Below are 21329 nucleotides of genomic sequence, written 5' to 3' on the forward strand. Positions count from 1 at the left end.
CCTATTTTGCTGTTTTATCACGATATTTTACTGGCATACTTTCAGCCATAAGCCCGGTTCTTCTTATATTGGTATACACACTTAAATTTATCTTTGCATCTGTAAAATGTGATAACCAGTTATATTTTTCAAAATCCTTTATTGTTAGGAATTTGCTTGCTGCATAATAACCAAAACCAAAAATATCAGTTCCCATTTTCTTTTGAACTTTTTCTATGGTTTTTTTTGCTCCCTCTTCTATACAGCCTTTTAGTAATCCGTTTAATTCCTTTATCCTATCCAGGCTTTCATAGTGCATACCACTTTGTATACCAACTATATCCGCTTCAATATTAAGCTTTACATCAATTATCGGTGTGCTTTTGTCAAATCTCACCTTTATATGGGGTTTTCTTCCAGGACGTAAATCAAAGGGTATAGCCATTCCGGGATTTTTTTTGTCCTCAACTGTCAAAATTCCATGTTTAAAATCATTTATTATCATCATAAAATAGCGAGTTTCATCGGCATTCAAGGTACCAATTAGCTTGTCACCGTTAAAAACGGCTGTTCCAATCATCTCTTGTTGTAAATTTCCTTTTTTAGGGACATCACCAGGATAATATTCCTCTTCGGTTTTAAGTGAAGAATCCTGACCTTTATCCTCTTTTTCTAAGTTCTTAAAGTTGTTTATACCCATATATAGTGAATACGCCTGAGAATACGGCGATATAGTATTCTTGTAGAAATTTGTAAACACCGTCATAGGGAACAACCCTGCATTTCTTGACTGTGAAAATGATAGTTCTATTGATTTAGAAATATTCTCACCTATCAGGGTTTTATTCTTCATAATATACTCTTCCGCGGTTCCTCTGCAAACACCTATCATTCCAATACGTCTGGTTTCTCTGAATCTTGCAAAATCAGACAAATATAAGTTTATTCCATCATGTGCTATTTTCTCTGAAAAAATAATGGCTTTGCAATGGACGAGGGATATATGCCTAGATGTTGAAGTACTAAGTAAATTTATCCCTTCCAGTACAGTTGAGCATTCTACTGTTGTAACGATTGTACCGTCAACCTTACCTGATTCTTTTTCTTCACTTTTTTCTCCCCCGCCGCCTCCAGAACCTGAAGAACCGCCGCTTCCCCCTCCTTTATATGTGGGAAACTGAAGGGTAAGCCTTATTTTATTATTTGCTCCCCTGTCAATACCAACCATTATTGCATATACCTGCTCATCAATATTTTTACTGTCTGTAGTACAACCTGATAAAATGCATACAGATATAAGTATTAAAGCAATTACTTTACTGACTTTAAGCATTGTCTATCCCCCTTTTTACCAAAGATTACGGAGATAAATAAAACCAGTATTGGTATTCCATAAATTAATATCATGCTATATTCACGCATAACCACAATATTTTTTTTAGCAAGCTCTATAAGTCCTTCTGGTAAAAGGGACACCATATATGTTAAAAATGCAAATTGCAATATCAAAGGTCTGTGATTGCTAATCTTAAATGCTTTGCAAAAAATGCTAATAGAAACATAGAATGCCAGTCCAACAGCTATCAGGGATGCAATAATCCATATAAAAAGAAATATTGATTCAATTCGTTGGAAAAATCTACTAAAATATATAATCCTGGCTAACTGAAAAAGATCTGATACATTTTCGCTTGCCATTGTATAGTCAAAAGCCATAATAACACATAAACATGTAAATATTAAAGCAACGCCGGAGATAACAATGCTATAAACTCCGACTTTCTTAAATGTCTTTACACCATTAATTGAATTTATTATAAATGCTAAAATGATTACTTCATCATATGCTGAGCTTCTGAAAAAACCTGATTTTAATGTTTCTGTAATGCCATATCCACCAATTGGAAATATAGCTCTTACATTATAGTAAGGAAATGCAAGAAAGAGGATTATAGCTAATCCTATAAATATTGGATAGAAACTAACTGTTGCCATTCTGGCTATACCTTCCAGACCTATATATGCCAAAATTACAACAACAGTCATGAAAGCAAAAATTATTAAGCTTGGGGGGGTATATGGAAGATTATATGCTTTTATCATTTCAAGGAACTCCCTTAAGCTTGAGCCTGCATAGTATACATAGTACGCCGAAAACATAAGCGCCAATATCTTTCCGAAAAATCTGCCTGTAACAATTTCGAATATTTCAACCAAATTTTTGCCTGGAAATCTTTTCATAACCAATGATATCAGAAGAAAAAATATTATACTTACTAGACATGACATAAGAGTCATATACCATGCAGCTGTTCCTGTTTTTTTAATCATAACACGTATACTTGTATAAAAGGTTTTTGATGCTATTGCAAGAGTAATCAGGTAAACTGCTTCTGCTGTTCCGAATTTTCCTTCTTTAATCATCTTCTTCATCCCTTTCATAGCTGTATTTTGGCTCTTCCTCCGTCCACTGTCTGGATATCTTAGCCTGCCTTTTCTGTTTTAAGGTATTTAAATAATCCGGTCTGTAAATTTGCTGCCATGCAGGTTTTTTAAAGAATAAGTCACTGCTTTCTTTTGTTTTCGGAGCAATAGGAGCAAAAAACGGCACTCCAAATGATTTAATATTGGTAACCAGTATAGCAAACAGAGCAATTCCAATACTTATTCCATAAAACCCAAGTAAAGTACCTAAAAGAATAAAACAGAAACGAGATACTCTCGCTGCTAGCGCCAGACTGTAATTGGGTAATGCAAAGTTGCCAAGTCCTGTTACAGAAACAATAATGATTAAAACAGGACTAACAATATTGGCCTGAACAGCTGCCTGTCCCAGAATCAAAGCACCAATAATACCCAATGTGTTACCGATTATACCCGGAATTCTTATTCCTGCTTCCCTTATAAGTTCGAAGGATAATTCCATTAGGATTACTTCAACGATTGTTGGAAACGGCACATTCTCTTTGGCTTTTGCTATGGCAATAAGAAGCTCTGTAGGTATCATTTCCTGATGGAAACTAGTAATTGCAACATAAATTCCCGGTAATAATGTTGCAATAAAGGCTGCGGCAAATCTAATCAGCCTTATTAAGGTACCATATGGCCATCTCATATACGAATCCTCAGGACTATGGATTAGAGATGGCAGAGTAACAGGTACAATCTTTGCAAAGGGTGCTCCTTCAACAAGTATTGCAACCTTTCCTTCCAGTATATGTGATGCAGCTCTGTCAGGTCTTTCGGTACTTAATACAGTTGGGACTATTGAATATGGATTATCCTCAATAAACTGTTCTAAAAGTCCGTCTCCAAGCACCATATCACTTTTAATACCTTTTATTCTTCTCTTAACCTCTTCTACTATTGCAGGATTAGTTATCCCATTTATTGACATAACAGCACATAACTGTTTGTTTACATTTCCAACTTTAATAAATTCGGTAGTAAGATTGTTATTCTTTATCAATTTTCTGATAAGAGTTACATTTGTTCTCAGGTTTTCATTGAATGCTTCCTGTGAGCCAAGAACTACTCCTTCAATAAGAGGTTTATCTACTCCTCTTTTATCAAAGCCCTTTGTTTCATTGCTAATATAAAAGTCACAACCATCAACATAAAGCAGTGTGTTTCCTGAGAGAATTTCGTACATAAATTCATCGGGATTATCTACCTTTTTTGCCTGATTGGTCTGCAGTATATTGGACAATATAAAATCCAGCTTGCATTTATCATTGGATTCTTCATCGAATTTCTCATCATTTACCATTAGCGCCCTTAAAATAAAGTTGTTAATGGTTATTCTATCAACCATCCCGTCCATATATGCAATAAATGCTTTGTACTTTTTTGCGACTGTTAATTCCCTTATAACAATATCTTTATTAATTGGGAAATTAAATTTGTCTTCGATATACTTTATGTTTTCTTCTATATTAGTAGATATCTTCTCATCATCAGCCTTTTTATATTCCGGCTTATTTTCTTTGTTTGATTCTGAAACCGGCACGGGCCTTTTAATTCTTCTGTTTTTTAAACTGCCACGTTTCATGATTCTTGTATCTTTATCTTGTCCATTGTTATCCTCAGTGGCATCTTCATTATCTATTTCAGGTATATAAAACTTCTTTTTATGCTTTTTCTCTTTATAAGTTATACAAGAAAAAAAAGACTTTAATAGACCTTTCTTTTTACTCATATTTTTTCACCTTTATCTATTTTTAGTTGTAATTAGTATAAGAATATTTAAAAAAGGTATCCGAAGTAATTTTTTCAAATATACTCAAAATATGAGAAAGTTTTTATATAATATAGAATAATATTTATTAGCTAAAATAAATTGCAAAGGACTGTTTGTATGATTAGTTTTTCAAAAAACGAAAAGATTTTCTATATAGATATAAAAGAAGGGCTTATCTGTGAAGGGAAATTTATAGAAAGTAACGGCAACGGAATCTGGATTAGGCTAAAGGGAGATTCCCTTAACACCTTTGTCTATTCTGACTTAGTGGAAGAAAGGGTCTTTAAAGAATACGGCTCTGCTGTGGAAGGACTGGAAGCCATTAAAAATAAGATAAAAGCAAGACTTTCTAAAGATGATACCTTTATAAAAGACTTGCTTACAAAGCTGAGGAAAAGCGAGGGTAACCTGTATGCCACCATTATTTGCGATATATTGAATGAAAAAATAAATAACTAGCTAAACTAAAAGAAGGGACTGTAAATAATTTTGTGTATGAAGCCTTTCAAACTCAATGATGGCTAAGTATTTCCAAAGTATTAACTCTCAAAAATTTAATACTATATTTCAAATTATTGCCAGATTATTCTATTTTTATGCATTATTTAGATTAAATCTGGCAATAATTATTTAAAAATGGTATTTCTATGCTTATACCTGTATTTTGAAGGTCTAGCCCGTCCGGCAATGAGGACGAGCCCTTCAGGGCGGTGGGGGCTTTGCTCTATGTTTTAAATATAGTTATCCAGTCTCCCATCGTACATAATCATTAATTGACTCATGACCTGATCCCAATTCCGGTATCGTTGAGTCCATTTTTTTATTACATTCATTGATGCCAAATAAAGCATCTTTTCAAGAGAAGTATCAGAAGGAAAAACGGATTTTGTCTTAGTAACTTTTCTGAACTGCCGATGCAATCCTTCAATTATATTGGTTGTATATATTATTTTTCTTATCTGCTCCGGGAACTTGTAATATGGTGATAAAACTTCCCAATTGTTTTCCCAACTTTTAAATGCATATGGATAATCCTTGCCCCATTTGTTTTTCAGGTCTTCAAACCGGTTTAATGCTATTTCTTCACTGGGGCTTGTGTAGACAGTTTTAAAATCCTTTGAAAAAGCCTTCAAATCCTTATATGAAACATATTTAAATGAGTTTCTTAGTTGATGAATTATACACCTTTGAATTTCTGACTTTGGAAAAGCAGCTGCAATAGCTTCTTTGAGCCCTGTAAGTCCGTCCACACAGAATATGAGTACATCTTCTATACCTCTGTTTTTAAGGTCATTTAACACACCTAACCAGAACTTGGAGGATTCGTTCTCTCCAATCCATATTCCAAGGATATCTTTCTTACCTGAAATATCTACACCCATAACAACATAAGCAGCTCTATTTACTATTTGTCCATCAGTTCTTACCTTGTAATGGATAGCATCCATAAATACAAAAGGATAGATATCCTCAAGGGGCCTACCTTGCCATTCTTTTATTTCAGGAAGGATTCTTTCAGTTATTTTACTAACCATTTCAGCAGAAATATCTATTCCATAAAGCTCTTTAACCTGATCGTGAATATCTCTGGTAGACATGCCTCGGGCATAAAGAGAAATCACCTTATCCTCAATTCCTGATACATCCCTTTTGTACTTGGGAACTATTTTAGGCTCAAATTCACCTTTTCTGTCCCTTGGAATATCAATCTGTACAGGACCGAATTCACTCTTTAGTTTTTTTGTTGAGTAACCGTTTCTACTGTTGTCGGTAATTTTATGTCTTGACTCATCTCGGGAATACCCAAGAGAAACATCCATTTCGACTTCAAGCATTTCCTGAAGAACATCTTTAAATGCCTCCTTTAAAAAGGAGATTATTTCTCCGGGATTTTTAAAATCATTCTCCGCAATTATTTCCTGTACTAACTCTTTTGATAATACGCTCATAAAAAATACTCCTTTCTGGTTAATACTTAAATTCTTAACCAGAAAAGAGTATTTCCTATGTTTCATACACAAAATTATTTACAGCGTCTAAAAGAACTGACTGTTGCACTTTTAATAGTACAACAACCAGTTCTTTTTAAGTCATTCTATTTAATGATTATATCGTCATATACTGCAGTATTTGTAAAACTGTTTCCAGTATCCAGTGCAATTCTGTCAAACTGAGTAACATAACCAGTAAATGGGCAACCTGATTTAACAAGTACATCATTAATATATGCATCAAATTTCTGAGTAGAAGTGTCAGCAACAATTTTTAAATTATACCACGTGTTTGCAGAAATCCTTTGTATTACATTTCTTGTAGAAGTTCCGGTAAGCCAACCAAGCCCTTCTTCAAAATTTATAATGTCTATTCCTATGTTTGTTCCATTGTAAAATCTGATTCTATCCCATCTTCCGGTATTGGCATATTTATAACTCACATTAAATGTAACTATACCATTTTTCGCTGGAAAATCCTTGTAAGCATAACAATAATTAGATGTAGTGCTATCTGACATTTGAAGAGCCTTATCTCCGTCTACTGAAAGTACTTGTATATCAGTTGATGCAGGTTGACTTATACCCCATTGATATGGGTCAGCATTTGTCAGTACTCCTTCGAAAGTAAACTTACGATAATCATTAGCAATGGCACCAAATTCTGCTGCAACCATTACCGTATCTGCAAAATTCAGAGACATTGAAGTACCATTAAAAATTAAAGGCAGCATCAGGTATGATGAATCATTGACTTTTCCCCCCCAGGCACCGGCCCATCTATCAGCAAGGAAAGCAAAATTTTGTCCTACCTGGAAAACACATGCCCCTTGAGAATCATAACAGGTTGAATTTCCTATATCTATTAAATTTGACCATCCCGATGAAATAGATGTGGATGTAGCATATTTCTGTTGGTTTGGACTCCATCCCGTACATCCGGATGTTATCAGATAATATGTATTGTCACGTTTAAACATACATGGAGCTTCTCTTTTTTGTCCCGGCCAAAGAGTTACCACTTGTGACGCTATTGACTTATAATCAGAAGTCAGTCTGTATATAATTAAATCAGCATTTTCATTTGCAGCAGAAATAAAATAGCCAGTTCCATCAGTATCTACAAAGGTAGTACAATCCCTTGACATATTATTATTGGGTCTAAAGCTTCCCAGATAAATAAAAGGCCCTGTGGGACTTGTACTGTATGCCACAGCTGCCCTTGCTAATGAATAGTCCCTGCCGTTTTCGTAATGCATCCACATTACATATTGCTTTGTTGAGGCATTGTACATAACCTTAGGTCGCTCAATATTGCAGTAGTTAAGCTCTGCAGCTGATGATTTTGATAGGGCATCACCCCTGTCTGTCCAATTTACAAGATCGGTTGATGAGTAAACTTTTACTGATACAAACAGGTTATTTGTATCACGATTTTCTCCATACCAATAATATGTATCGCCAACTTTGATAATACTTCCACCGTGTGCCTGTACTCCTCCGAATTTCGTACCGTTATTAATTATACCGATTTCGGCAAAGGCCACAGTAGTACCTAATATTAATGTAGTTAGCATAACCATAATTAAAACTGTTATTTTCTTAATCATTTTCCCCCTCCTAAAAAACTATATATACTATAAATATACATATGTTTACTATTATTGTAAATAATTTGAACTAGGTTTTAAGAGGAAGTACTTATCAGATAAAAAGTATTAGCATCTAGACATCTGTATTTCCGTCATTATTGAAGTACCCATATGCTAATGTATGACTGCCTTCTGTCCATTGGTGAAGAGCAAATACGGAAAATATATCAAATGGGTCTGTCATCCATATGTCGGACTGCCAAGACCCCTTCTGGCCGTACTTTAACTTTATTAGCTGCTCATTTTACCCAATAAGCCATTCAACTTGTTTTCCAACTCGGTAATCCTGTTATCAAAATTATTACTATCTGTCACACCAACAACAGCACCACATACCAAGCACTGAACAAATGAAAAATTGAGGCTGCTTCCTACCAAAGATTTTTCAACAACCTCAAAATTATGATTATTACATTTAGGACATGTACTCCAAGCCATACTGCAGCCCCCTCCTGTTGTTTTCTGAATTAATAGCAATTTAGCTTCGATATGCACAAAGTCGTTAAAAGGATGTACCCTATGGATAAGGTTTGTATTTATTTTACATCTATCGTATTAATTTAGTATTTTGAAACAGTTAATTTATTGTTAATTTGATTCTACTTTTCGAGATGATATAAATACTTGATTAGACATTCCTCCCATCTCAATGGCAAGATTATAAAATACGAATAAGTGAACTGTAATTACACCGATTATAAATGCAAATACTACTCTTTGAAACTTTGTTGTTGGCATTAAAACTACCTTACTGATTATTAAATTTTTGACAATGAAAAAGACACATTATAACACTTTGTACCGTAATCAGATTTACGTGCAAAGCACCACATATGTGTCATTTAATTATACGGAAGTACTAGTATTAAAACAGTGAGTATTTCTGTTTTGCAACAGCACCTTCTTTTTCAATTATTTTATTCTTTATCTTCAGGTAACTCTTTTTTGTAGAAACCTTCATCGCTGTCATCATCTGAATCTTCTTCTTCGTCTTCATCATCTTCTACTGTAGGCTGCATAGGTTCTACAACATATTTCTTTATAGTAGGATTAACAAAGAAATTATTCATAAGTCCAATGAAGCTAGGAATAATAAATAAATATAAAACCATTCCAATAATTGGATTATAGAAGGTTGCATATGCTATTAAAATGTTTAAAACTAGAAACAGTATATTTGGCAATAGCCTTATAATAGAAAATATAAATGCATTTTTATATAGATTTTTTATACTTAATTTTACTGTTACCAACATTGGATATAAATACAAATGCATAATACAATATATAATTATAGATAGAAATACAACAGCTGATGCTACTGTTGAAAGTATTCCTGGGGTGCTGAGATAGAAATTCAATGCTATACCCAAAATATACATAACAACAAAATCAATTACTGTAATTATCATACCTTGCTTAAAGTTCTTAATAAAATTATCTTTAAAATCCCACCATATAAATGCATGTTCTTCTCTAGAATAATTTCTCATAATATAGGTAAAACCTGCTTGTACGGGTCCAATTGTTACTACTGATAAAAAAATCATAATGATTGCAAGAAAAAACCTGATATATAAATCACTTGCTACATTATCTATACTGATTTTCTGCAGATAAACAGAAGAAACAACAAATGCCAGCAGCAAAGCGGGTATATTGCAAAGTACATACAGCAAATTAACTTTTATAAGATGCCAAAATTTCCTTTTTAATACCTCAAAAAATATAAAAAATCGCGGTTTTGGAGGTGCATCTTTATCAACCCCTGGCCCCGGCTTATTGTAATTTCCACTAAATAAACCCACGTATAACTCTCCTTTTTGTTTGTGTCATTAAATAGTATTTTACCAGTCGTTGCATTTCACTTCAACACATTTTAAATAAAATAAATAATTAATTTACATTATCTTATGGTAATATAATTTAATAAATTTTTTTGAAATATTGTATTGACAACCTGAATAGTAGCTAGTATAATCATACTTGCTGATGCGGAATGCGACAGCGAAAACATAGAAATTTTATAGATGCGGTCGTGGCGGAACTGGCAGACGCGTACGTTTGAGGGGCGTATGGGAGACCGTGTGGGTTCAAGTCCCACCGTCCGCACCAAAATTTGTTCAAAAACTCGCTGTTTTAGCGAGTTTTTTGGCGTTCTTAGGCTATTGTAACATTTAATTGATTGAACGAATTGAATGGTTTCCTTCATAGTTCTCTAGTGAGATTTGTGAGTTTGAGAAATCTTCAGCTTGCACGTTCACCAATGCTTCCTTCAAAGCTTGAATATAACCGTAATTCTGCTTTATGGGATTATGGAGTTTTAATAAAACTCACAGACAGGATTACATACGTTCTGGCACTCAAAATACTTTACCACATCCATGTAAGATTTGGCATTGACCTTATCAAAATCTTTGGGGTCTGGTGTGAAGCTAAAAAGTTTGAGTGGACTTGCGTCTAGCTGAATACAGTTATCATAAAAAGACTGTGTTCCTGACATATGCGCCTCTCCGGTACCTCCAAGAAGGCTCATATATTGTTTTATAAAATCTAAAATGTTTAATATCGGTGTTTTCTCATCTGTATTGAGCCTGAGGCCAAAAGTATTTGGCCTGGAAGAGCTGTTTGAAAACTCTTTGAAAGCATTTATGGGAATATTGTTAGTAAGACCTCCGTCTACCCATATTCCTTCTAATACTCTGTATTTTTTCCAGTCTGAACTTTTAAAGATGTATTGCAGGTCTTCGGGTTCAATTATTATAGGTTTATATGCAAATGGAATACTCATTGAAATACGGACAATATCTGCGGCGGATATTTTATTTGTCATATCATCAAAGCTGGAAAAGGTATAACTTTTCATATCCAACATATTAGTACCTGTAAATGCAAGCTTTATTTTAGTCAACTCACCCAAATCACCGATAGAAGTGTTCATATATTGTCTGTTAAATTCAATAGATGACTTACTTTTATCGTAAATACGAGATAAATCGGATATACTGGCATTTCTAAACATATCGGGGTTTTCGATTCTCACCCTCGCCATAGTAATCCATTTATCAAAAAAGTTTCTGATTTCATTTCCTGTAAATACTCCAAAGTCGGCATAAAGACAGCAAATTAAATCCCTTTTCCTTTTCTTAATTCTAAGGAGTACTTCAGCGGGCAGATTGTTTTTGCCGAAATATATAATCAAATTGTCTATAATTGAGTTTAAAAAACTCCATATTCCCTGAAAATCTCCGAGTTCCATGGGTCTTATTTCACTAAATACATCTATTCCAAGCCCACTTAATATCAGCTTGTGTATGTTACCCAGCCCCGTTAAACGTTGTTTTTGTCTATCACGGAACCTTTTGTCAATCATTTTATTATTGTTTATTAAAAAGGGCTGTCTATTTAAATCCGGTCCATCAAAGAATTTATTAAAGTTCTCCAACTTTAAAATGTCCGTTATCTCTCTGGAATTATATCCACATGCCAGAAAGAGCGATGTTATAGAGCCGGCAGAAGCACCGGCTACTCCTTTTATATTTTTTAGGCGGAAGTTCTCATGCTGAATTACTTTCATGTCCTCGAGAGCCTTGATTGCTCCAATAAAAGCATTGCCTCGGCCGCCTCCGCCTTCTAAAGCCAGATACTCTATCTCTTCCTTTTCAATTTTCAACTTAAGTAACCCCCTAAGACTGTTCTAAACAAATAAGTAACTGGTATTATCAAATTCACTGTCCCTAAGCTTCCAGTTCATCACTTTTCTGAAGAATAACTAATGAAGTTGGGATTGTAACTTCCCACTGTTCACCTGTAAATTCGCCTTCCGCCGTATCATTCGTTTGTGATTTTATTTCATCAATAATTGATACATAAAGATCATCATCAATAAGAGGTACAGTTCCTCCATTCCAAAGCTTTCCGGTGCTTGTATAGAAGGCCAGTGCTTCTTCATAACTGGGGCGTACAGGGACAACTACCTTTGCTGCACCGGCATGAAGGAACTTAGTGAATTGTGGATCGGAGCCTTCAACGTCTTTAATTGCATCATCCCAACCTTCATTTCTTCCCCAAAAATAGGGATAGAAAACATATGACATTTGCTCCCATTCGAATGCCTGCTCAAAGAATTGCACATTTTCACTAATTTTCTCAATAGTGTTTAGTTTTATTTCAACCTCGGTACTTGTTTCTTTGAATGCGTTAAAATTAAATTCCTCTCCCCTTAGTAAGTGAATACACCACTTTTTTAGTTCTTTCTTTTCAATTTCTCTATTTGTTACCGAATTGCTATAAACAGGTTGGGTATATTCCAATTCAGAAATCTGTTTATGATATTCTGCCATCTGAGCTTCGTAAGCCTCCATTATGGCTGTATAAGTTTTTATCTGCCAGCTTTCATATAGTTCTGGAGTTCTTTCACACTCAACTACAACATTTATTGCAACTCCGCTATAATTTTTCATCATTATGGCTACAGGTATTTCACCTATGTAACCGTCAAGGTTTATTATTTCAAAAAGCTGGGGTTTACCCCTCCATTCTTTTCCTATCACTACCTGAAAATCAGTGTTATTACCATTTCCGCCGCCTCCGGCATATGCTCGCACAGCTTTGTAACCTTCCGGCACTTTAAGTTTTTTGGTTACATTAGTTACTATAGAAGGAGGATTTGAAGGTATGTCATAGGATTCTCCAATTGTTACAAGCTTAACAGGTGGCGGTGTAACTCCTTTTACATTATATTGATGTATAAAGTTCATAAAATTGCTCTCATTTATATCTTTATGTGTTATATTCAGTGCATTGGGCATTTTTACGCCGTTTTTCATTTCAGTCTTTAATTTCTTATTTACAAAGTTATAAAAGGCGGCCGGCTCAGGTATGATAAATTCATAAAGCATTCTCTTGCCATAGTTGAAAATTTTTGCTTCGTAAACCTTATCAACCCATCTGTATATGCCAACAATATTATCATCACCTGTTTTGTTGTCAAAAGAATGGTTGTTTTTTTCTTCTATCTCGCTTATTGATATACTTTTACGGGACTCTTTAACTCTTTCCGTTATTTTTGAGACTGCCCGTGACACTATTTCTCTGGAGTAGTCTGAAGCTATTCTGTTTGTTTCTGATTGTGAGCCGGAGTGTGATATATTTGTGTTTGCAGTAAGTTTGACAAATTGTCCATAAGAAGCAGATACACTTAAGCCTGCACTAAAATCGGTATTAGAAGAAATTATATTTTGGGATTCTCTTTGAAGACTGAATCTTTCATCGTTTTGTAGATCCTTTTCGTCCTCTTTTGTTGTTTCTGTTTCTAGAAATGCGGTATCCTCTGTCCTGTCAAGGCGCCGGTGGATCCTCTCTTTAAATTCTCCCTTCAGCACATTTTCAATATAAGCTATATCGCCCATTTTAGCCCCTTTATATGTCTGCTTGACAACTTTAAGGTCGCCTACGCCCAGCACTTTGAAATATTTATTCTGGGATGAACTTGAGGAGGTTTTATTATCGAAGAAATCCTTTGGAATAACAACTGATGCATTTAAAATAGTATGTATATCTTGAATATTCTTTGTTTTGATTTCATTGCTGGTTAGATACTCTATAAGGTTAATTACTCTCAAGGAAGTAATTACATTTTCGTGAGCCTGAGAATCGTCATATGTCCAATAGGCAAACAAAAACAGCTGTTGCCAAAGTATATTGTAAATACTTTCATTTTTTTCATTAGCTTCCTTCTTAATCAATTTATAAAGCTCCAATGTACTTTTTGCATACCCTTTCTCCATCAGAATAGCATCTATGTCATGTGTGAGTTTTTCAATATGCTCATTTTTTTGAATATTAGACGCCAGACTATATATGCAATGCATAACATCATAAAAAGAAGGTGGGATTTTAGCGGTGTAAGAGCGGATATTCTTTGCTACGGTATATCTGTTTCTATTACTTGCTATAGAATGTGTCTTGTTAACATCAATGTCTTGCGTATAATTCAGGTGTTTCAAACCGTCCTTATAATTTATTGCTTTTTGTGCAGGCCTGATACCTACAAATCGAAAAATTTCACTTTCCAAATACATCGCCTCCTTTTTTTAAAAAAACAAAAATAGAGTCCAATTGACATAATTATACAATTAGCAATTTATAACGTCAATGGGTTTTATGAATTTTTTGGAATATTTTTTATTTTTTTGAATTAATTTGTATATAATGTAACTCATTACTGTAATTGTAGGATTTTTTGATATAAATGATAATTATATTAGCGTAAAATAGGTTCAACTCCAAAATAATTAGAGTTGAACCTATTCTCTTTACTCCTTTTGGCTAAACCGATTAACTTTTTGCAAATGTATTTTTACTGTCTACTAAGGCTTTACTCCGTTATTTAGCCAATCGATGAACTGGGCTTCTGTTATAATACTTATGTTTAGTTCTTTTGCTTTTTTGTTCTTTGATGAATTAGACAAATTATCATTATTTATTAGGTAATTGGTTTTTGAAGTAACCGAACCGGTAACCTTCCCCCCTTTTTCTTCAATAACATTCTTTAATTCATCCCTGTTTTTAAATTGCTCCACCGAACCTGTAATAACGAAGTTCATATTTTCAAAAATCTGTTCTGATTGAGATACCTGAATCTCTTCAAGTTCAAGTTCTTTTAAAACGTCATGAACAATAACCTTCTTTTTTTCATCAGCGAAAAATTTAATAAATGATTCCGCCATAATGTCACCAATTCCGCCTATCTGAATCAATTCGGTAAAGTTAGCATTCTCAATTTTATTCCAATCGTATTTAAAAAATTTGCATATAAGCTTGGCATTTGACAGACCTACATTAGGAATTCCAAGACTGTACAGAAGCCTTACGGCAGTAGTTTTTCTAGCCTTATTTATGGATGCCACTAGTTTACTAAAGGATTTTTCACCCAGGCCTTCCATCTCAATTATTTCATTTTTGTATTTTTCAATATGAAATAAGTCCGCTAACTCCTTAATTAAGCCTTTCGCAATTAATTTCTCCAAAGTGGCTTCGGATAAACCTTCTATATTCATAGCATCCCTGCTGACGAAATGGGTAAATGACTTTATCTGCTTTGCTAGACACTCATTATTAACACAGTATAATGTTTTTACCCCGTTCTCCTGCTTAATCTCGGTTTTACTCTTACAAACAGGACACTCATCAGGTATAGGAGCCATACCGCTTCTGGTGAGGTTCTCAGAAATCTGTGGTATTATCATATTTGCCTTGTAAACACATATTGTATCACCAATCCCAAGTTCCAGTCCTTCCATAATGCTTAGATTATGAATACTGGCCCTGCTTACAGTTGTTCCTTCCAACTCAACAGGCTCAAATATAGCAATAGGATTTATCAGTCCTGTTCTGGAGGCACTCCATTCAATACTAAGAAGAGTGGTTTCCTTAATTTCGTCCCTCCATTTGAAAGCAATGGAATCTCTAGGAAATTTTGCTGTAGAGCCCAATGACTCTCCGTAGTCTATGTCATCAAATGTAAGCACCAGTCCGTCTGACGGCAAGTCGTTTGACTCAATACTTTGTGAAAACCATTGAACTGTTTCTTCTATATTAGTTTTTGTTACCTCTTTAAATTCAACTATATCAAACCCCTGACTCTTCAGCCAATTCATTTGAGAAGCTCTGGAGTTTTCAAGCTCAACATTTTCGGCTTTTACCAATGAAAAAGCAAAGAAATATACATTTCTTTCCGCCGTAACCTTGTTGTTCAGCTGTCTTACAGACCCACTGCACAGGTTTCTGGGATTCTTATATTTTGCATCAACATCTTCGATTTCATTATTCATTTTAATGAAATCAGAATAGCGGATAATTGCTTCTCCACGCAAAATCAACGTATCCTTGTGTGCTATGGTAACCGGCAGGTTCTTGAACACCTTTGCATTATTTGTGATAACCTCTCCCACTTCACCATTTCCTCTTGTAACAGCCTTTACCAAATGTCCGTCCTGATAGGTTAACACAATAGTAAGGCCGTCAAGTTTCCATGAAAGAATCCCTTTTTGACTGCCTAACCATTCCTTTAATGCACCAACATCCTTAGTTTTATCCAATGACAGCATAGGTTTTTCGTGACGCTCTTTAGGCAGATTGCTCAGTAATTCATATCCTATGCGAATAGACGGACTGTTTGATAATACAACACCTGTTTCTTTTTCAAGTTCCAATAATTCGTCGTAAAGCTTGTCGTATTCTATATTGGGCATAATCTCAATGTTATCATTATGATATGCTTTATCTGCTTTGTTAAGTATCTCAATCTTATCTTTCATTAATTGAATTTTATCTGCCATGTTTACCTCCGATTAGTTAAGTGAAAAATATTTATGTTAACATTTAAAATTACCCTATTGAAATTAGTATCTTTTACGTAAAGGTTTACTTTTGCTCTTTAGAAAAACAGAATAAACTGCAAAAATAGATATACCTACCCAAATCAGCCCCCAAACTATAGCCGAGATATGAGTAAGTCTGGATAAAGAAACAGCATCAGTCACCGGCATACTGCCCACTCTGAACAAATCAAACTGATAATTCAACTGCATTATAACGGTATCCACCAGTGTATCATATATTGCATATGTAACACTTCCAATACCAATTATTTCAATTACCCATTGGTTAAGGCTGTCATTCTGAACCATATAAAGTATAAGTGCAAAAACAGCAAATATTACCGAGTAAAGCATTGTAAATGACATAATACCGGAATATCTGAATGTAAATCCAAGAAATATAATGGCTATAACTCCTATTATGTATTTTCTGAAACGAGTATTTTTAAGAACCAGTATCAGAATAGCAAAAAGGACACTCCCCAAATAACCCCCATTGGCAATAAGAAAGGCTGACCACCAGCTTTTGGGAAGTGACATCACATGTCCGCTTTCATTAAAATATATTTTAAGCTCTGTTATTCCGCTGCCGGTGGTAATAGCCATAAATGCATGTCCCAACTCATGAAGAAAAACAGTAAACAATTTTATGGGTTTAATCAAAAATGTATTCCATAATATCATAAGTGAGCCGAATATTATCAAAAATCTTCCTGTCTGCTTCAAAATTGCCTCCTAAAGGGAAATGTCATTGTTAAACGTCCAAATAAAATTATAACCTGTGAAGCAGCAAAAGGGAAGATAATCATATATATCAGTTAATATATCTGCCTACATCATCAAGTGTAATTCCCTGATGTAGAGCCATATTAAGTCCGTTTGCCACTACCTTTGAAACACGACTAATGATATCATCTATTTCCTTAGGAGTAACAATAAGGTGCCCTACAAAGGGATTTAAAGCCTCCTTAATAAGTTCATACTTCTGGTCACGGTCAATATCCTTCAACGTATTATAAAACGCTGAATCCTTTGGTGATTCATTTATGAGGCTGTCAATCACAAGATCCATTGCATCATTTGTCAAAGTAGCCGCATCAACAACAGTTGGCACACCAATAGCAATCACAGGCATCCCCAATGTCTGCTCGCTTAACTCCATTCTCTTGTTTCCTACTCCACCTCCGGGTGCAATACCCGTATCAGCAATCTGAATAGTAGTACTAACCCTTTCCATACTTCTTGCAGCAAGAGCATCTATTGCAATCAAAGCATCAGGTTTAAGCCTGTCAACAACTCCTCTTACAATTTCTCCTGTTTCAATGCCAGTTATCCCCAGTACTCCCGGAGAAATTGCGCAAACAGGGCTAACTCCTTCGTCAACATGTTCAGGTACATATTGAAGAAGATGTCTTGTTACCATCAGATTTGAAACAACCTTAGGCCCCAGTGCATCAGGGGTAACATTCCAGTTTCCCAATCCAATAACAAGGGTAGTAGAGCCTTCTTTCAGCTTCAGCATATCCTTTAATTCTTTTGCCATAGCATCAATAGTCTTCTTATTTACATCCTCGTTATTGTCCTTTAATTCAGGAACCTCAAGAGTTATATAGTTTCCCATCGGTTTTCCTATAGATGCTTCTCCTGTACGTGAGGTAATACGCACCCTGGTAATCTTTACATCCTCATCTCCAGCATTTTCGATAACCACACCAGGAGGTGTTTTTCCTTCCTGAGCTTGCTGCTTTGCTTCACTGCTGTTCATAAATATTTCATGTGCCTCAATGGCAAGGTCTGTATATCTGTTGGACAAATTAATCATAAATAATTTTCCTTTCGCTATAAATCTATTTAAAATTTATTAATATTATTTCAAAATCTCATGTTTTTAGTATTAAAATTTCAAATAAAAATATGGTGCATAATCAAATTTATCCAGTTTGTACTTGCAATTTAAAACCTTTCATGGTAAAATATCATCTGTTATGGGCAAGAAGCGGTTTCTAAAACCGATTAACATATTTTTTTGTAATTTTTGCTCACTTATTATGCTAAACCGGCTCGCAGGAGGTGAATACTGTGCCAAACATTAAATCTGCTATAAAGAGAGTTAAAGTAATTGAGACTAAGACTTTGAAGAACACTATCAGAAAGTCAGCACTCAAGACTACTATTAAAAAATGCAAGGAAGCTATCGCTACTGGTGAAAATACAACTGACGCTTATAAAGCAGCAACAAAGGCTTTAGATAAAGCCGCAGCAAAGAACTTAATGCATAAAAACACCGCTGCGAGAAAGAAATCCAGATTAGCAAAAGCTATGAATGCAGCAAAATAATTTAAAAACAAAAACTCAGGTTTAACCCTGAGTTTTTATTTTTTCATTTTATATAAATTCTACAAACACCTGATTAGCCAAATCAAAACCAAGTCTTGTTAATTTAACACAATCACCTGCTATTTCTATAAGTCCTTTATTTTCAAGTTTTTTTAAAGAATCATTATACTTTACAAATAGGTCCTGATTAAAGCGCTGGAAGAATTCTTTTCCTGTTACCCCTTTTGTTAACCGTAATCCTAAAAACATATACTCTGACATTTTATCTGCTAATTCAAGTGAAAATTTCTCACAAACTGGTTTTTCTCCACCCTTCAGATAATCTATATATCCCTCAATGGATACTTCGTTTGAAAATCTTATGTCCTTTAAACAGGAATGTGCCCCTGCCCCTAATCCAAGGTAATCAACACACTTCCAATATGTGAGATTATGCTTACATTCATATCCTTCTTTTGCAAAATTGGATATTTCGTACTGCTTTAATCCATTTTTACTTAAGTAATCAACCGCAAAATGATACATTTCCCTGTCAAGCTCGTCTTCCACCGGAACAAGAGCCCCTTCTTCCTGCATTACTCCAAATTTGGTATCCTCTTCAATTTTAAGACTGTAAGCTGAAATATGGTTGATACCCAAAGAAATCAAATACTCAAGAGTTTCTTTCCAGTCATCAAGAGTCTGTCCGGGAATTCCAAAAATAACATCCCCATTAATATTTTCAAAACCAGCATCTCTTGCATTCTTTACACTTTCAGAAAAATCCTTGTGGCTATGGCATCTTCCAAGAAATTTAAGAAGCTTGTCCTGCTGTGCCTGTAATCCCATACTTATTCTATTTATACCTGCATTTTTATATACCTTTAGTTTTTCGGTGCTTAATGTACCGGGGTTACTTTCTATACTTATTTCACAGTTGTCAGATATACTAAACTCAGTTCTACATTTTTCCAAAATTCTAGAAATATACCTAACATCTACTACCGAAGGTGTTCCTCCCCCTATAAATATCGTATGAATTATATAATCTTTCATGTTTTCTTTATATAGCTCAATTTCTTTTATCATTGCTTTAAAGTAATCCTCAGCAAGATTAATCTTTCCTGCATAGGAGTTAAAATCACAGTAATTACATTTTGAACTGCAAAAGGGCACATGGATATACAAACCAGCATTATCTCTATAAAGCAAAGCCTTCATCTCCCAAAAGTAAGGTTTTATTAACTTTACTTATGGTATCACATTATGATATTGTATACTAGTTACAAAATGATTCAAAAAACGGAGTATTCAATATGGAAAACAACATTATCATCAAGGACACTAAATCCTTCTACAAAATGGCTTTCGCTCTGGTTCTTCCAATGGCTGTTCAAAACCTAATAAATGTAGGAATAACATCAATAGATGTTCTTATGCTTGGAAAAGTAAGTGAAACTGTACTTTCTGCTGCCTCTCTAGCAGGTCAGGTTCAGTTCATAATGACCCTTATATTTTTTGGACTGACATCAGGTGCGGCAGTACTTACATCCCAATACTGGGGCAAAGGTGACACCAAAAGCATTGAAAAAATCATGGGAATCTGTATGAGATTTTCTCTTTTGGTAGCACTGTTTTTTACTACAATTGTATTGTTATTCCCTACACAGGTAATGACTATTTTTACAAATGAAGCACCAGTTATTGCGGAAGGCGCTAAATACCTTAAAATAATAGCATTATCATACATTTTCATGGCAATCACCATGATTTACTTAAATATTATGAGAAGCGTAGAACGCGTAATTATTTCAACAGTTGTATACCTCGCTTCCCTTATTGTAAACTTAATAATTGCATCGTCATTAATTTTCGGTCTTTTTGGTTTACCTAAAATGGGTATAGTTGGTGCAGCAATTGCAACTTTGGCTGCACGCGGAGTTGAATTGTCAATTGTTATTATATATCACTTGAAGGTTAACAAATTAATTAAATTCAAGCCATCCGATTTATTTGTTCGGGATAAATTATTATTTAGGGATTTCTTAACTTATTCAATCCCCGTAACATTAAATGAGCTCATGTGGGGTGCAGGTGTGGCTACCAATGCAATTGTAATAGGACATCTGGGGAGTTCGGTAGTCTCAGCAAATTCCGTAGCTCAGATTACCAGACAGCTTGCTACAGTCATAGCATTTGGTCTTGCAAATGCAACAGCCATAATTGTCGGTAAGGCAATCGGAGAAAACAACTATGAAGGTGCCAAAACTTATGCAAACCGTTTTATAAAGCTAAGTATACTTGCAGGTATAGCAGGAGGAGTTCTTATACTTATTGTAAGACCTTTTCTCATGTCAATGCTCAACCTAACGCCTATAACAAGAGGCCATTTATCTGTTATGATGTTCGTCATGTCCTATTTCGTGGTGGCACAAGCTTACAATACTACCCTTGTAGTTGGTGTTTTCCGTGGCGGAGGGGATACGAAGTTTGGCCTATTCCTTGACGTATCCACTATGTGGGCTGGTTCAATCCTATTTGGCGCATTGGCTGCTTTCATTTTCAAATGGAGTGTACCTGTTGTATACTTAATTCTCATGAGTGATGAAATTATTAAAGTTCCTCTGGTTTTATGGAGATATAGAAGCCTTAAATGGCTTAGAAATGTGACAAGGGATTAGCATTTGAAATTTATCTGTTAGGTATAAAACTATATCGATGATTGATTTCAAGATATTTGCAAGAATTTATAACATCTGCAAATATC

The 21329-nt window shown here is 34.7% G+C and carries 16 protein-coding genes and 1 tRNA gene; 4 read left to right on the top strand and 13 right to left on the bottom strand.

The window, feature by feature from the left end; genetic code table 11:
- Nucleotide 1 precedes the first annotated feature (1 nt).
- From K412_RS0100495 to K412_RS0100505, 3 genes are read right to left on the bottom strand one after another with little or no spacing between them, the layout of a single operon-like run.
- Complete coding sequence (locus tag K412_RS0100495) at nucleotides 2-1312, bottom strand: Ger(x)C family spore germination protein (RefSeq protein ID WP_024831283.1); 1311 nt, start codon at nucleotides 1310-1312, stop codon at nucleotides 2-4.
- Entirely contained in the window at nucleotides 1291-2403 is a 1113-nt protein-coding gene (locus tag K412_RS0100500) for a GerAB/ArcD/ProY family transporter (RefSeq protein ID WP_024831284.1), read from the bottom strand. The genes K412_RS0100495 and K412_RS0100500 overlap by 22 nt, the downstream gene beginning before the upstream one ends.
- Nucleotides 2396-4177, bottom strand: coding sequence for a spore germination protein (locus K412_RS0100505; protein ID WP_024831285.1), 1782 nt, complete (start codon nucleotides 4175-4177; stop codon nucleotides 2396-2398). Before K412_RS0100505 ends, K412_RS0100500 begins: the two co-directional genes overlap by 8 nt.
- Nucleotides 4178-4336: 159 nt before the next feature.
- Between K412_RS0100505 and K412_RS0100510 the strand changes: the two genes are divergently transcribed.
- Nucleotides 4337-4678: a hypothetical protein gene (locus K412_RS0100510; protein WP_024831286.1), complete on the top strand. Its 342-nt coding sequence runs from the start codon at nucleotides 4337-4339 to the stop codon at nucleotides 4676-4678.
- 272 nt (nucleotides 4679-4950) lie between these two features.
- Here K412_RS0100510 and K412_RS0100515 read toward each other — a convergent pair whose 3' ends face one another.
- From K412_RS0100515 to K412_RS0100530, 4 genes are all read right to left on the bottom strand, one after another.
- Nucleotides 4951-6168 carry an IS256 family transposase gene (locus tag K412_RS0100515; protein ID WP_024831287.1) on the bottom strand — a complete coding sequence of 406 codons (1218 nt, stop codon included), beginning with the start codon at nucleotides 6166-6168 and terminating at the stop codon, nucleotides 4951-4953.
- Between the two features lie 146 nt (nucleotides 6169-6314).
- Nucleotides 6315-7820: a family 43 glycosylhydrolase gene (locus K412_RS0100520; RefSeq protein WP_024831288.1), complete on the bottom strand. Its 1506-nt coding sequence runs from the start codon at nucleotides 7818-7820 to the stop codon at nucleotides 6315-6317.
- Between the two features lie 273 nt (nucleotides 7821-8093).
- Complete coding sequence (locus K412_RS0100525) at nucleotides 8094-8300, bottom strand: zinc ribbon domain-containing protein (protein WP_024831289.1); 207 nt, start codon at nucleotides 8298-8300, stop codon at nucleotides 8094-8096.
- Nucleotides 8301-8779: 479 nt separating this feature from the next.
- Nucleotides 8780-9670 carry a YesL family protein gene (locus K412_RS0100530; protein ID WP_024831290.1) on the bottom strand — a complete coding sequence of 297 codons (891 nt, stop codon included), beginning with the start codon at nucleotides 9668-9670 and terminating at the stop codon, nucleotides 8780-8782.
- Between the two features lie 224 nt (nucleotides 9671-9894).
- Between K412_RS0100530 and K412_RS0100535 the strand changes: the two genes are divergently transcribed.
- A tRNA-Leu gene (locus K412_RS0100535) sits at nucleotides 9895-9977 on the top strand.
- A gap of 208 nt (nucleotides 9978-10185) precedes the next feature.
- On the opposite strand, the gene K412_RS0100540 is transcribed toward K412_RS0100535, so the two are convergent.
- The 5 genes from K412_RS0100540 to gpr form a co-directional block, all read right to left on the bottom strand.
- Nucleotides 10186-11535: a patatin-like phospholipase family protein gene (locus tag K412_RS0100540; protein WP_024831291.1), complete on the bottom strand. Its 1350-nt coding sequence runs from the start codon at nucleotides 11533-11535 to the stop codon at nucleotides 10186-10188.
- A gap of 64 nt (nucleotides 11536-11599) precedes the next feature.
- Nucleotides 11600-13939 (bottom strand): hypothetical protein, encoded by a 2340-nt coding sequence (locus tag K412_RS21245; RefSeq protein WP_024831292.1) that lies wholly within the window; start codon nucleotides 13937-13939, stop codon nucleotides 11600-11602.
- Between the two features lie 294 nt (nucleotides 13940-14233).
- Nucleotides 14234-16204, bottom strand: coding sequence for an NAD-dependent DNA ligase LigA (ligA, locus tag K412_RS0100550; RefSeq protein ID WP_024831293.1), 1971 nt, complete (start codon nucleotides 16202-16204; stop codon nucleotides 14234-14236).
- A 63-nt stretch (nucleotides 16205-16267) separates the two neighbouring features.
- A complete protein-coding gene (locus K412_RS0100555) occupies nucleotides 16268-16972 on the bottom strand; it encodes a M50 family metallopeptidase (protein WP_024831294.1) in 705 nt (234 codons plus the stop codon).
- Nucleotides 16973-17060: 88 nt separating this feature from the next.
- The gene (gene gpr / locus K412_RS0100560) at nucleotides 17061-18068 is read right to left on the bottom strand and encodes a GPR endopeptidase (protein ID WP_024831295.1); all 1008 of its coding nucleotides are present in this window, start codon (nucleotides 18066-18068) and stop codon (nucleotides 17061-17063) included.
- 257 nt (nucleotides 18069-18325) lie between these two features.
- Between gpr and rpsT the strand changes: the two genes are divergently transcribed.
- Nucleotides 18326-18583 carry a 30S ribosomal protein S20 gene (rpsT, locus tag K412_RS0100565; RefSeq protein ID WP_024831296.1) on the top strand — a complete coding sequence of 86 codons (258 nt, stop codon included), beginning with the start codon at nucleotides 18326-18328 and terminating at the stop codon, nucleotides 18581-18583.
- Nucleotides 18584-18631: 48 nt separating this feature from the next.
- Here the strand turns inward: rpsT and hemW are convergent, their stop codons facing one another.
- The gene (gene hemW, locus K412_RS0100570) at nucleotides 18632-19774 is read right to left on the bottom strand and encodes a radical SAM family heme chaperone HemW (RefSeq protein WP_024831297.1); all 1143 of its coding nucleotides are present in this window, start codon (nucleotides 19772-19774) and stop codon (nucleotides 18632-18634) included.
- 104 nt (nucleotides 19775-19878) lie between these two features.
- Between hemW and K412_RS0100575 the strand changes: the two genes are divergently transcribed.
- On the top strand, nucleotides 19879-21243 hold the full coding sequence (locus K412_RS0100575) for an MATE family efflux transporter (RefSeq protein ID WP_024831298.1): 1365 nt from the start codon (nucleotides 19879-19881) through the stop codon (nucleotides 21241-21243).
- Nucleotides 21244-21329: the final 86 nt, after the last annotated feature.

It is taken from the genome of Ruminiclostridium josui JCM 17888, assembly GCF_000526495.1.
GTDB lineage: Bacteria > Bacillota > Clostridia > Acetivibrionales > DSM-1351 > Ruminiclostridium > Ruminiclostridium josui.